The organism is Piscinibacter sp., from assembly GCF_050175855.1.
Taxonomy (GTDB): Bacteria; Pseudomonadota; Gammaproteobacteria; order Burkholderiales; family Burkholderiaceae_C; genus Piscinibacter.
The window spans coordinates 1-12,166 of the sequence record NZ_JBFXIO010000118.1 but is presented as its reverse complement, the minus strand read 5'-3'; the positions used below and the strand labels follow the sequence as shown (position 1 = coordinate 12,166).

Genomic DNA, 12,166 nt, shown 5'->3' with positions numbered 1-12,166 from the left:
GGCGCGCCGCGGCCGTCCACGTAGGCGTGCGCCGCGGCAGCACCCGAGAAGGTCTCGTAGGCAGCGGTCGGGATGCCGTGGCGCTTCAAGAATTCCTTGGCGACGGCCTTGGAACACTCCAGCTGCGCGGCCGCCTTGGTCGGCCCGAAGATGCGCAGGCCACGCGCGCGGAAGGTGTCGACCACGCCGCCGGCCAGCGGCGCCTCGGGGCCGACCACCGTGAGCGCGATCTTCTCGGCCACCGCGAAGTCGGCCAGCGCCGCATGGTCGGTGATCGCGAGATTGTGCAGCCGCTTGTCGAGAGCGGTGCCGCCGTTGCCCGGCGCGACGTAGACCGTCTGCACCTTGGGCGACTGCACGAGCTTCCAGGCCAGCGCATGTTCGCGCCCGCCGTTGCCGATCACGAGGACCTTCATCCGCTCAGCCTTCCAGCTCGGCGTTGTGATAGACGTCCTGCACGTCGTCGAGATCCTCGATGACGTCGAGCAGCTTCTGCATGCGCTGAGCGTCCTCGCCGGCCAGCGCGATGGTGTTCTCGGCGCGCATGGTTACCTCGGCGATCTCGGGCTTCAGGCCCGCCGCTTCCAGCGCGTTCTTCACGGCCTCGAAGTCGGAGGGCGCGCTGAGCACCTCGATCGAGCCGTCCTCGCCGGTGACCACGTCTTCCGCGCCGGCCTCCAGCGCGACTTCCATCACCTTGTCCTCGCTGGTGCCCGGGGCGAACACGAACTGGCCGCAGTGCTTGAACTGGAAGGCCACCGAGCCCTCGGTACCGAGGTTGCCGCCGTACTTGCTGAAGGCGTGACGCACCTCGGCCACGGTGCGCACGCGGTTGTCGGTCATGCAGTCGACGATGATCGCCGCACCGCCGATGCCGTAGCCCTCGTAGCGGATCTCCTCGTAGCTCACGCCCTCGAGGTTGCCGGTGGCCTTGTCGACGTTCTTCTTGACCGTGTCGGCCGGCATGTTGGCGGCCTTGGCCTTGTCGATGGCCAGGCGCAGGCGCGGGTTCATCGCCGGGTCGCCGCCGCCCTGGCGGGCCGCCACCATGATTTCACGGATGATGCGCGTCCAGACCTTGCCGCGCTTCTCGTCCTGGCGGCCCTTGCGATGCTGGATGTTGGCCCATTTGGAGTGACCGGCCATAGATTCCTCGGTGCTGGCGCCACTGCGGTCGGTGGCGGCCTTCTGTAGTTGGCTAGACTGCGATTTTACGTGCCCCCCCACGGACCCCTCGCCCTCAGGAGCCCGCGATGCCCGAACCGATCCTCGTTGCCCAGCATGGCGACATCCAGTGCCACCTTCTGCCCGGCCTGGCCAACCGCCACGGCCTGATCACCGGGGCCACCGGCACCGGCAAGACGATCACCCTGCAGACGCTGGCCGAGAACTTCTCGAAGATCGGCGTGCCGGTGTTCATGGCCGACGTCAAGGGCGACCTCACCGGCATCAGCCAGAAAGGCGCGCTGCCGCCCAAGGTCCAGGCGATCCTGAAGGAGCGCGGCCTGCCCGAGCCCGAACCCACCGTCTGCCCGACCACCCTGTGGGACGTCTTCGGCGAACAGGGCCACCCGGTGCGCGCCACCGTCTCCGACATGGGCCCGCTGCTGCTGGCGCGCATGCTGGCGCTGAACGAGACCCAGCAGGGCGTGCTGACCCTGGTGTTCAAGATCGCCGACGACCACGGCATGGCGCTGCTCGACCTGAAGGACCTGCGAGCGATGCTGCAGTACGTGGCCGACAACGCCGGCGAGTTCCAGACCGAGTACGGCAACGTCAGCGCGGCCAGCGTCGGCGCCATCCAGCGCGGCCTGCTGCAGATCGAGGAACAGGGCGGCGACAAGTTCTTCGGCGAGCCGATGCTCGACATCCACGACTTCATGCAGACCGACGGCGGCAAGGGCGTGATCAACATCCTCACCGCCGACCGGCTGATGAACGCGCCACGGCTGTACGCCACCTTCCTGCTGTGGATGCTCTCCGAGCTGTTCGAGCTGCTGCCCGAGGTGGGCGACCTCGACAAGCCCAAGCTGGTGTTCTTCTTCGACGAGGCCCACCTGCTCTTCAAGGACGCGCCCGACGCGCTGGTCGAGCGCATCGAGCTGGTGGTGCGGCTGGTGCGCTCCAAGGGCGTTGGCGTGTACTTCGTGACGCAGAACCCGCTGGACATCCCCGACACCGTGCTGGCGCAGCTCGGCAACCGCGTGCAGCACGCGCTGCGTGCCTTCACGCCGCGCGACCAGAAGGCGGTGAAGTCGGCCGCCTCGACGATGCGCGCCAACCCGAAGCTCGACGTCGAGACCGCGATCACCGAGCTCGCCGTGGGCGAGGCGCTGGTCAGCTTCCTCGATCCCAAGGGCCGGCCGAGCGTGACCGAGCGTGTCTTCGTGATCCCGCCGGGCAGCCAGATCGGCCCGATCACGCCGGAGCAGCGCAAGGCGCTGATCGCCGGCTCGCTGGTGGCCGGGGTGTACGAGAAGACGGTCGACCGCGAATCGGCCTACGAGAAGCTCAAGGGCCGCGCCGCCGCCAGCGCCGACGTGGCGCAGGACATGGCCGCCGAGGCCGAGCGCGCCGCGAAGACGCCGCGCACCCTGCCCGGCCAGGCCTCGAAAACCGCGCAGCCGCAGGAAGACGGCGGCCTGCTCGGCGGCCTGAAGGACGTGCTGTTCGGCTCCACCGGCCCGCGCGGCGGCAAGCGCGAGGGCCTGGCCGAGTCGGCGGCGCGCTCGGCGATGCGCAGCGTCGGCTCGGCGGTGGGCCGCGAGATCATCCGCGGCGTGCTCGGCGGCATCCTCGGCGGCGGTTCGCGACGCCGCTGAGGGGCTGCCTTCAGGGCAGCGTGCTGGTGCGGAAGACTGGCCGGGCCAGCACGCGCGACACCGCCGTCACGCCGCCGATCAGGCCATGGGTCACGTAGCTGCTCGGTGTGTCCGGCTCCAGCGCGGCAATCGCCAGCGCGGCCAGCGGCTGGTCCAGCGGCACGTACCAGCTGCCCGGGTCGACGTCGAGCAGCGCGGGCACCGCCTCTACCTGTGGCAGCAGCGCGCCCGGCGCATCGGCCACCGCCGATCGCGAGGTCTCGCGGAAGCTCTCGCCGCGCACCACGCCCTTCTCCTCGATGCGCTGCACCGTCAGGCCCAGCCCGCGCAGGCGCATCGCCGCCTCGCTCTCGCGAGCAGCGAGCCAGTAGCCGCAGGGCCGGGTCCGCGTCTTCAAGGGCTGCAACTGCAGTGACGAATCCCAGGCCACGCTGACCGGCATGTCGGCGCCGCTGGCCGGATCGATCAGCCTGAGCACGTATTCGCTCGGCGTCGCGGCCGCCTCCAGCGTGACCTCGCCGCTGCAGGCCTGCGAAACGGTCTCGGTGTCGACGAAGCGGCGCAGCTTCATCAGGTCGTCGGCACGTGCGGCGGCGCTGTTCAGGATGCTCGTCATCGCCACCACCTGGGTGTGCACCCGGCGGGTCAGGTGCGTGCGGCCGAGGTCGGCGCCGCGCGTCTCGACCAGCAGGCTGACCGCGTGGCGGAGCCCGGCGGCGTTGCGTCCCATGTCGGGACGCGGCGCCCCCATGGCCACACGCCGGCTGTCGGGCGACGTCGACAGGGTGTGGTACCAGTCGGCACTCAGTCCCTCGCGCTGCAGCCGCGCCAGCAGCGGCTGACGGAACCACTCCTCGGCCGCGCGGGTAATGAACTCGTGCACGTTGGGCGCGGTGGCGTACTGCAGCAGCACGTCGGCGCGCGCCACGCCGCCGAACTTGTCGAGGTAGGCGCCCACCGCCGGGTATTCGTGGGCATCGGCCACCACCACCGGCGCGTAGTCGCGCATCAGCCCGGCGATGGCCTGCGTCTCGGGCGTGCGCAGCAGCAGGTGGTCGCGGTTGGCGTCGATGCCGCTGGCCGTGGCCCGCTGGCCGGTCTGGGCGCCGTCCGGGTTGGCGCGCGGCAGGACGATCACGTTCAGGCGCTCGGTCAGCGCGGTGAGGCTGCCCTGGGCCAGCTCGCGCGCGACCACCAGCAAGGCTTCGGCGCCCGCCGGCTCGTCGCCGTGCTGCTGGCCGACCAGCAGCACCGTGGGACTGCCGGAGGCGCGCATCGCGGCCGGCGAGAGGTCGGACTGGCGGCTCAGCAGCAGCGCCTCGATCGGCTGGCCGGTCTGCGAGACGCCCGCCACCAGGATCTGCGCGCGCAGCGATGCCTGCTTCGCCTCGCGGGCCAGCGCGCGCAGTTGCGCCTGCAGCTCGATCTGGCTGGTGAACGAGCTCCGCCCCGGCTCGAAGGCCGGCGTGGCGTAGCGCACGGGCGGGTCGGGAAAACGCGCCATCACGGCGGCGCTGTAGGGCGCCGTCGGCGCCGCAGGCACCGGCAAGGCCGCCGGCGCCGGCACGGGCGAGGGAGTCGCGGGCGTCGCGGCCACGGGTGCCTGCGGCGCCTGGGCCGGCGGCGCGGCGGGGCGCGGCGCCGGCGGCGGCGTCGCACAGGCGGCCAGCAGTGCGGCGGCCAGCCATCCAGCCGCGGTCGCGGCCAATCGTTCACGCAACGTCCGGTGCTTCGGCATCGATCTGTCGTCGGGTGGCGGAGCGCGCACTATAGGCCAGCGCTCCGGCGGCGGCCCCACAATGCGCGCTGCCGTACCTCCCTGCCGCCACGCCATGGGCCTGTTCAAGACCACCTTCCTCGTCCTGCTGCTGATCGCCGTGGCGATCTCCCTGGCCGCCCAGTTCGGGCTGCTCGGCGGTCGCATGCCGAACGACCTGGGCACGCGCGACGGCCGCCTCAAGCCGCCTTCGATGACGCCCAACAGCGTCAGCAGCCAGGCCGGCCTCTACCCGGACCATCCGCAGAAGGCCTACGCGCAGATCGACCCGTTCCCGGTGATCGAGGGCGGGCCGCAGACCCTGCAACGCCTGCGCCGCATCGTCGAGGGCATGGAAGGCGCGAAGGTGGTGAAGGCCGACCCCGGCTACCTGCACGTGCAGTTCACCACCCGCTGGATGCGCTTCGTCGACGACTGCGAGTTCTGGTTCGACCCGCGCGCCGGCGTCGTGCACGTGCGCTCGGCCTCGCGCGTGGGCCGCAAGGACTTCGGCGTCAACCGGGCGCGCGTCGAGGCGATCCGCGCACGGCTGGCCGGCTGAGACGGCTGGCGCAGCGCGGGCGGCCGCTCGCGCCGGCCGGCTGCAGTTCGTCGCAGGCCTGGGCCCGGCTCGGCGCCGCCGCCGCACAATGGCCCGCCATGGACCCCATCGCCTCGACCACCGCACCCCGGCCACGCCGCAGCTTCGTCTGGCGCGGTGCGAAGGTGATGCTGGTCGGCACCGGCATCGCGCTGCTCTATTCGCTGCCGGCGCCGCACCGCATCGCCACCTCGATGGCCTACGCGCTGCCGATCACCTTCGGCTGCTGGTTCTTCATCGACGGCGGCCGGCTGCTCGCCGCACGCTGGGTACATCGCGACGACGACCGCGCCGATCCGCAGTGGCCGGGCTGGCCGTGGATGGCGGCCATCATCGTGATCGGCACGCTGCTGGGCTTCACGCTCGGGCAGATGCTCGGCAACCTGATCACCGGGCAGGACGTGCCGAGCCTGCTGTTCGGAGGCCCGCAGCGCGGGCTCACGCTGCTGCTGATGTCCATGGTGCCGGGTGTCGTCGCCACCTGGGTGTTCTACACGCGGGGTCGGCTGGCCGACATCGAGGCCCGCGCCCAGCAGGCGCAGCGCCAGGCTGCGGAGGCACAGCTGAAGCTGCTGGAGTCGCAGCTCGAGCCGCACATGCTGTTCAACACGCTGGCCAACCTGCGCGTGCTGATCGCGATCGACCCGCCGCGCGCGCAGGCCATGCTCGACCGGCTGATCGCCTTCCTGCGCGCCACGCTGGACGCCTCCCGAACCGGCCGGCATGCGCTGTCGGCCGAGTTCGCGCGGCTGGCCGACTACCTCGCGCTGATGCAGGTGCGCATGGGCGAGCGGCTGCGCACGCAGTTCGACCTGCCCGACGATCTGACCGGCGTGGCGGTGCCGCCGCTGCTGTTGCAGCCACTGGTGGAAAACGCCATCCGCCACGGGCTGGAACCGGCCGTGGCCGGCGGGCGGATCGAGATCGGCGCCTCGCGCCACGGCGACACGCTCGAACTCCGCGTGCGCGACACCGGTGTCGGTCTCGACCGGCCGGCCGGCGACGGTACCCGCTTCGGCCTGCAGCAGGTGCGCGACCGCCTGGCCACGCTGTACGGCGAGCGCGCCTCGCTGGTGCTGCAACCGGCCGGCGACGCCGAAGGCGGCGCGCTGGCCATCGTCCGCCTGCCGATCACGCCATGACCACCGCCCTCATCGCCGAAGACGAAGCCCTGCTCGCCGAGCACCTGCGCAGCGAACTGGCCCGCCTGTGGCCGGAGTTGAAGCTGATGGGCATCGCCCCGCACGGTGCGGCGGCGGTCGAGATGGCGCTCGCGCAGCGGCCGGATGTGATCTTCCTCGACATCCGCATGCCCGGCATGAGCGGGCTGGAAGTCGCCGAGGCGATCGGTGAAGAGTGGCCCGACGGGGTGCCGCCGCCGCTGCTCGTCTTCGTGACCGCCTACGACCAGTATGCGCTGCAGGCCTTCGAACGCTGCGCCGTCGACTACCTGCTCAAGCCGGTGCAGCCCGAGCGCCTGGCGCAGACGATCGCGCGGTTGCGCCAGTCACTGCAGCAGCGCGATGCGGCGCCGCAGGAGCCGGCCGAGACGGCGCTGGCCCAGTTGCGCGCCCTGCTGGCCAGCCCGGGGCTGGGCCTGCCGGCCGCCGCGCCGACACGCCTGAACGTCATCCAGGCCGGCCAGGGTGCGGCCATCCACCTGGTGCCGGTCGGCGAGGTGATCTACTTCGAGGCGGCCGACAAGTACGTGCGCGTCATCACCGCCGAGCGCGAGCACCTCATCCGCACCTCGCTGCGCGAACTGCTCCCGCAGCTCGACCCGGAACGCTTCTGGCAGGTGCATCGCGGCACCGTGGTGCGCTGCGACGCCATCGCGACGGCGCTGCGCGACGAGGCCGGCAAGGTCACGCTGACCTTGCGCAGCCACCCCGACCGGCTCACGGTGAGCCGGCTCTACGCCCACCGCTTCAAGCCGATGTGACTCAGTGGCGGTACTTGCGATCGTCGCGGTAGTCGTTGCGACGGTTGTCGTAGCCGTCCTTCCAGTTCGGGATGCCATCACGATCGCGGTCGCCCCAGTCGCGGCGGTTGTCGCGGCGGTCGTAGCGGTTGGGGATGCCGTCGCGGTCACGGTCGCCCCAGCCGTGGCGGTGGCCGTAGTAGGGCTGGCCGTAGGCGATGGGCACCGGGCGGCTCACCACCACGGGCGCCGGGTAGACCACCCGCGGCGCGGGCTGGTAGACCACCGGCGGCGGCGTGTAGACGACCGGCGGCGGCGCATAGACCACCGGCGGCGGTGCGTACACCGGCGCATTGGAGATCACGGTGCCGACCGGCGGCAGGTTGATGCCGATCGACCAGTGGACGTCGCCGGCCCGTGCGGTGCCGGCGGCCAGCAGCCCAGCGGCGGTGGCGACAGCGGCAATCAGGGACTTGTTCATGCGATTTCTCCTTGGGCGGCGCGCAGGCATTGCGCACCTGATGCCGACAACGGCCGGCCAGGGGGGCCTCGTTGACGGTGCAAGGTAAAGACATGTTGCCGCGGCGCCCCTCCGACGGGGGATCGCGATCAGACCTCGTCGATAGAATCACCGCATGAGTTCCGCGCCCTCCGACGACAGCCCCAAGCCTGCTCCCGCCAGCAACTTCCTGCGCCAGATCGTCGAGCGCGACCTCGAACAGGGCACCTACGCGCAGCGCCGCTTCGCCGGCTCGCCGGGAGACGCTGCCCACCACGCGGGCGCACCCGTCGACACCGCGCGCATCCGCACCCGCTTCCCGCCCGAGCCCAACGGCTACCTGCACATCGGCCATGCGAAGAGCATCACGCTGAACTTCGGCCTGGCGGCCGAGTACGGCGGCATCTGCCACATGCGCTTCGACGACACCAATCCGGAGAAGGAGGAGCAGGAGTACGTCGATTCCATCCTGGATGCGGTGAAGTGGCTGGGCTTCGACTGGAAGGTGGGCGGCGTCGACCACCTCTACTACGCCAGCAACTACTTCGACTTCATGTACCGCGCTGCCGAGGCGCTGATCGACGCCGGGCTGGCCTACGTCGACGAGCAGACGCCCGAGCAGATGCGCGCCAACCGCGGCGACTTCAACACGCCGGGCACGGCCAGCCCGTTCCGCGACCGCACGCCGGAGGAAAACCTCGTGCGCTTCCGCGAGATGCGCGACGGCAAGCATCCCGATGGTGCGATGGTGCTGCGCGTCCGCATCGACATGTCGTCGCCGAACATCAACATGCGCGACCCGGCGATCTACCGCATCAAGCACGCCGAGCACCACAACACCGGCAACCGCTGGTGCATCTACCCGATGTACACGTACGCGCACCCGATCGAGGATGCGCTTGAGCAGATCACCCACAGCATCTGCACGCTGGAGTTCGAAGACCAGCGGCCCTTCTACGACTGGCTGCTCGACACGCTGTGCAACCTGGGCCTGCTCGCCCAGCCGCGGCCGCACCAGTACGAGTTCGCGCGCCTGAACGTGACCTACGTGATCACCAGCAAGCGCAAGCTGAAGGCATTGGTCGACGAGAAGATCGTCGACGGCTGGGACGACCCGCGCATGCCCACCATCGTCGGCCTGCGCCGCCGCGGCTACACGCCCGAGGCGATCCGCCTGATGTGCGAGCGCGCCGGCACCAGCAAGGCTGGTGGCTGGACCGACTACGCGAGCCTGGACATCGCGCTGCGCGACGACCTGGAAGGCAAGGCGGCGCGTGCGATGGCAGTGATCGATCCGCTCAGGCTCACGCTGACCAACTGGAGCGACATCTTCGGCGCCGCTGCGAGCGAGCCCTGCCACGCGCCGGCCCATCCGCAGCGGCCCGAGCTCGGCGAGCGCCGATTCGGGCTCGGCCCCTCGGTGTGGATCGAGCGCGACGACTTCGCCGAGACGCCGCCCAAGGGCTTCTTCCGGCTCTTCCCCGGCAACAAGGTGCGGCTCAAGTACGGCCTGGTGGTCGAGTGCACCGGCTGCGCGAAGAACGACGCCGGCGAGGTCACCGAGGTGTTCGCCACCATCGTGCCCGACACGCGCAGCGGCACGCCGGGCGCGGACCGTGTCAAGGTCAAGGGCACGATCACCTGGGTGGGCCTGCACGATGCCGTGCCGGCCGAACTGCGCCTGTACGACCGGCTCTTCACCGAACCGCAGCCCGATGCCGGCGGCCGCGACTTCAAGGCCAGCCTGAACCCGGCGAGCAAGCGCGTGGTGACGGGTTACCTCGAGCCTTCACTGGCCGGCCTGGCGGCGGATGTGCGCGTGCAGTTCGAACGGCACGGCTACTTCGTCACCGACCGCGTCGATCACACGGCAGCGAAGCCGGTGTTCAACAAGATCACCGGTCTCAAGGACACCTTTTCGAAATAGCCGCTGCGGGGCGCGGCTCAGCCGATGCAGGTTCTGTTCTTGCCGGTCCGCTTCGCTTCGTAGAGCGCCTGGTCGGCGCGCTCCAGCGCCGCCTCGATGCTCTCGCCGGCGCGGTAGGCGGTGACGCCGGCCGAGAAGGTCACGAAGACCTGCTTCTGCTCGTGCATGAACAGGCCGCCGGACAGCGACCGCTGCAGCCGCGTGAGGATCTGCTGGCCCTCGTCCACCGGCGTGGCCGGCAGCAGCACCACGAACTCCTCGCCGCCGTAGCGCGCCACCATGTCGCTCGGCCGCAGGCTCTTGCTCACCACCGCGGCCAGCGAGCGCAACGCCTCGTCGCCGGCAGAGTGGCCGAGCTCGTCGTTCAAGCGCTTGAAGTTGTCGATGTCGAGCAGGCCGACGGCCAGCGGCACCGCTTCGCGCTCGACGCGCGAGCGCTCGGCGTCGAAGGCCTGCAGCAGGCCGCGCCGGTTGGCGATCTGGGTCAGCTGGTCGGTCGAGACCTCGCTGGACAGGCGCCGCAGCTCGCCTTCGAGTTCGTTGACGCGCGAAGTCAGCTCGCTCGCCCGCGCATGCTCTTCCTGAAGCCGCGACTGCGTCTGCTGCACCAGGGCCTGCACGGTGCGCGTCTCCTCGACCATCTCGCGCACCACGCCGGCCAGGCTCTCCAGCGAATCGGCCTTCTCGATCACGTCGGCATAACGGCCCACGCTCTCATGGAAGCGGCCCGTCTGCGAACCCAGCTCGCCCAGTTCGCTGAGCATGCGGTTGATCAGCGTCTTCAGCGCCTCGCGGGCCTTCTCGCGCTCGGCGCGCAGGGTGCCCTGCCGCTCGCGGGTGTCGCGCAGCAGCTCGCTGACCGCCCGCACGCCGCGCGCCGTCAGGCCTTCGTCGAGCTTGACGCGCATCGCGTCGCACTGGCCCTTGGCCCAGCTGTCGTCCTCGGCGAGGTCGGTGAGGCTGGCGGTGAGCTCCTGGCACAGCGCGCCGAGCTGGTCGACCAGGTGATGGCGGTGCTGAAGCACGATGCCCGCGCGCCGGCAGACAGCCTCGAGTTCGTCGGCCAGCGGCTCGGACGCCCCCTCGCGGCCGACGCGTTCGACCAGCGAGCTGAGCGACTCGGCGAGCTGCACGGCCGCGTCGTCCTGCGACGGCAGCGCGCGGCGGGTGGCGTCGCCCAGCGTGCCGACGATACGGCCCCAGGGGCGGCTGTCATCGGCCGCCGCATGGAGGTTCAGCGCGATCGGTGCTTCGATCGCCGGCGCCGGCGCAGCAGCGGCTGGCGGCAGTTCGTCCAGCGGCGCCGGTTCCGTCTCGACGCCGGCATCCGGCGTGTCCGAATCCCAGCTCGCCGCCAGCTGCGTCAGGCGCTGCTGCAGGCGCTTCGCGTCGCTGCGGCTGCCTTCGAGCACGCGTTGCAGGCTGTCCTTGCGGCGCGCTGCCGTCCAGTGCCGCCCGCCGCGCTCGACGCCGCGCACCAGCTTGCCGATCAGCGCCGCCAGGGCCGCGCCGTCGTCGGCGGTCGGGGGCTTCTCGCCGGATTCCTGCGCGTAGGCACGCGCGTAGTTCTCGGGGGTGGGCTCCAGCTTGTCGAGCACGAGGCGCCGCAGCGCGGCCTTGGCGATCTGAGCCGGCAGCGTCTCGGCACCAGGGCGCGCAGCCGGGGTGCGGGTGGTGTCCATCGTCGTCGGAGGGTAGGGTCAGCCGGCCGGCTTCAGGCGCGGGCCGCGCGCATCGAGCGCACGCGCCGCGTCGGCAGGATCTTCTTCGCCGACCTTGCCGATCCACGGCGCCTTGCGCGGCAGCACCGTCTGCTGCAGCCAGGCCTCGACATCCTCGGCCGGCTGCGGGCGGCTGAACAGGAAGCCCTGCATCAGCCAGCAGCCCTCCTTGTGCAGCGCTTCCATCTGGCGCAGGCTCTCGACGCCTTCGGCGACCACGCGCAGGCCCAGCGCGCGGGCCAGCGAGATGATCGCCTTGACGATCGCCGTGCTCGCCGGCGTCAGGCCGAGGTCGCGCACAAAGCTGCGGTCGATCTTCAGCTCGGAGATCGGCAGCGTGGTCAGGTAGGCGAGCGACGAGTAGCCGGTGCCGAAGTCGTCGATCGAGATCTCCACGCCGATCTCGTTGAGGCGGTGCAGCGAAGGAATCACGCTCTGCAGTTCCTTCATCAGGCCCGTCTCGGTGATCTCCAGCTGGATCGAGTGGTGCGGCACGCCGTAGGTGCTGACGGCGTTGTGGATGTGCTCGACGAGGTCGGTGCGCTCGAACAGCCGGCTGGGCAGGTTGACGGCGATCGACTCGGCAAAGCCGAAGCTGTCCTGCCACTCGCGCGCCTGGCGCGCCGCTTCCTTGATCGCCCATTCGGAGAACGGGTTGATCAGGCCGGTCTCCTCGGCCAGCGGGATGAAGTCGCCCGGCGGCACCAGCTGGCCACCGCGCCGCCAGCGCATCAGCGCCTCGGCGCCGATCATGCGCGCGCTGCGCACGTCGATCTTCGGCTGGTAGTGCAGCACGAGTTCCTCGCGCTCCAGCGCCTTGTGCAGGTCGGTCTCGAGGGCGAGCTTCTCGCGGCCCTTGCCGGCGAGCATCGGCGAGTACAGCGTGGCGTTGTTGCGGCCGGCGGACTTGACCGCGTAC

The 12,166-nt window shown here is 70.8% G+C and carries 10 protein-coding genes and 1 pseudogene; 5 read left to right on the top strand and 6 right to left on the bottom strand.

Going from position 1 to position 12,166, the window contains the following annotated elements; all coding sequences use genetic code 11:
• Together AB7U92_RS11135 and AB7U92_RS11130 are read right to left on the bottom strand one after the other, a co-directional pair.
• A pseudogene (locus AB7U92_RS11135) lies at positions 1-416 on the bottom strand (phosphoribosylamine--glycine ligase); the annotation flags it as partial.
• A 4-nt stretch (positions 417-420) separates the two neighbouring features.
• A complete protein-coding gene (locus AB7U92_RS11130) occupies positions 421-1,146 on the bottom strand; it encodes a YebC/PmpR family DNA-binding transcriptional regulator (RefSeq protein ID WP_428576316.1) in 726 nt (241 codons plus the stop codon).
• Positions 1,147-1,253: 107 nt separating this feature from the next.
• Here AB7U92_RS11130 and AB7U92_RS11125 point away from each other — a divergent pair, with 107 nt between their 5' ends.
• Positions 1,254-2,822 carry a helicase HerA-like C-terminal domain-containing protein gene (locus AB7U92_RS11125; RefSeq protein WP_428576313.1) on the top strand — a complete coding sequence of 523 codons (1,569 nt, stop codon included), beginning with the start codon at positions 1,254-1,256 and terminating at the stop codon, positions 2,820-2,822.
• A 10-nt stretch (positions 2,823-2,832) separates the two neighbouring features.
• On the opposite strand, the gene AB7U92_RS11120 is transcribed toward AB7U92_RS11125, so the two are convergent.
• A complete protein-coding gene (locus AB7U92_RS11120) occupies positions 2,833-4,560 on the bottom strand; it encodes a M14 family metallopeptidase (RefSeq protein WP_428576310.1) in 1,728 nt (575 codons plus the stop codon).
• Between the two features lie 94 nt (positions 4,561-4,654).
• On the opposite strand from AB7U92_RS11120, the gene AB7U92_RS11115 reads away from it, so the two are divergent.
• The 3 genes from AB7U92_RS11115 to AB7U92_RS11105 all read left to right on the top strand — a co-directional run bounded on the left by AB7U92_RS11115 (position 4,655) and on the right by AB7U92_RS11105 (position 7,121).
• Positions 4,655-5,140, top strand: a complete 486-nt coding sequence (locus AB7U92_RS11115) for a DUF1499 domain-containing protein (RefSeq protein WP_428576307.1) — start codon at positions 4,655-4,657, stop codon at positions 5,138-5,140.
• Positions 5,141-5,238: 98 nt separating this feature from the next.
• Complete coding sequence (locus tag AB7U92_RS11110) at positions 5,239-6,321, top strand: sensor histidine kinase (RefSeq protein ID WP_428576304.1); 1,083 nt, start codon at positions 5,239-5,241, stop codon at positions 6,319-6,321.
• Positions 6,318-7,121: a LytR/AlgR family response regulator transcription factor gene (locus AB7U92_RS11105; RefSeq protein ID WP_428576301.1), complete on the top strand. Its 804-nt coding sequence runs from the start codon at positions 6,318-6,320 to the stop codon at positions 7,119-7,121. Before AB7U92_RS11110 ends, AB7U92_RS11105 begins: the two co-directional genes overlap by 4 nt.
• 1 nt (position 7,122) lies before the next feature.
• On the opposite strand, the gene AB7U92_RS11100 is transcribed toward AB7U92_RS11105, so the two are convergent.
• Positions 7,123-7,581, bottom strand: coding sequence for a glutelin (locus AB7U92_RS11100; protein WP_428576298.1), 459 nt, complete (start codon positions 7,579-7,581; stop codon positions 7,123-7,125).
• A gap of 154 nt (positions 7,582-7,735) precedes the next feature.
• On the opposite strand from AB7U92_RS11100, the gene AB7U92_RS11095 reads away from it, so the two are divergent.
• Complete coding sequence (locus AB7U92_RS11095) at positions 7,736-9,526, top strand: glutamine--tRNA ligase/YqeY domain fusion protein (protein WP_428576296.1); 1,791 nt, start codon at positions 7,736-7,738, stop codon at positions 9,524-9,526.
• Positions 9,527-9,543: 17 nt separating this feature from the next.
• Here AB7U92_RS11095 and AB7U92_RS11090 read toward each other — a convergent pair whose 3' ends face one another.
• Entirely contained in the window at positions 9,544-11,208 is a 1,665-nt protein-coding gene (locus AB7U92_RS11090; protein ID WP_428576293.1) for a diguanylate cyclase domain-containing protein, read from the bottom strand.
• Positions 11,209-11,226: 18 nt separating this feature from the next.
• Positions 11,227-12,166: putative bifunctional diguanylate cyclase/phosphodiesterase (locus AB7U92_RS11085; RefSeq protein WP_428576290.1), on the bottom strand; the 940-nt coding region annotated here is incomplete at its 5' end.

Bases quoted from the DNA above. Each gene is read 5' to 3' on its own strand.
- AB7U92_RS11120 (WP_428576310.1), bottom strand. From the start codon at position 4,560: ATGCCGAAGCACCGGACGTTGCGTGAACGATTGGCCGCGACCGCGGCT.
- AB7U92_RS11115 (WP_428576307.1), top strand. From the start codon at position 4,655: ATGGGCCTGTTCAAGACCACCTTCCTCGTCCTGCTGCTGATCGCCGTG.
- AB7U92_RS11130 (WP_428576316.1), bottom strand. From the start codon at position 1,146: ATGGCCGGTCACTCCAAATGGGCCAACATCCAGCATCGCAAGGGCCGC.
- AB7U92_RS11090 (WP_428576293.1), bottom strand. From the start codon at position 11,208: ATGGACACCACCCGCACCCCGGCTGCGCGCCCTGGTGCCGAGACGCTG.
- AB7U92_RS11125 (WP_428576313.1), top strand. From the start codon at position 1,254: ATGCCCGAACCGATCCTCGTTGCCCAGCATGGCGACATCCAGTGCCAC.
- AB7U92_RS11110 (WP_428576304.1), top strand. From the start codon at position 5,239: ATGGACCCCATCGCCTCGACCACCGCACCCCGGCCACGCCGCAGCTTC.
- AB7U92_RS11100 (WP_428576298.1), bottom strand. From the start codon at position 7,581: ATGAACAAGTCCCTGATTGCCGCTGTCGCCACCGCCGCTGGGCTGCTG.
- AB7U92_RS11105 (WP_428576301.1), top strand. From the start codon at position 6,318: ATGACCACCGCCCTCATCGCCGAAGACGAAGCCCTGCTCGCCGAGCAC.
- AB7U92_RS11095 (WP_428576296.1), top strand. From the start codon at position 7,736: ATGAGTTCCGCGCCCTCCGACGACAGCCCCAAGCCTGCTCCCGCCAGC.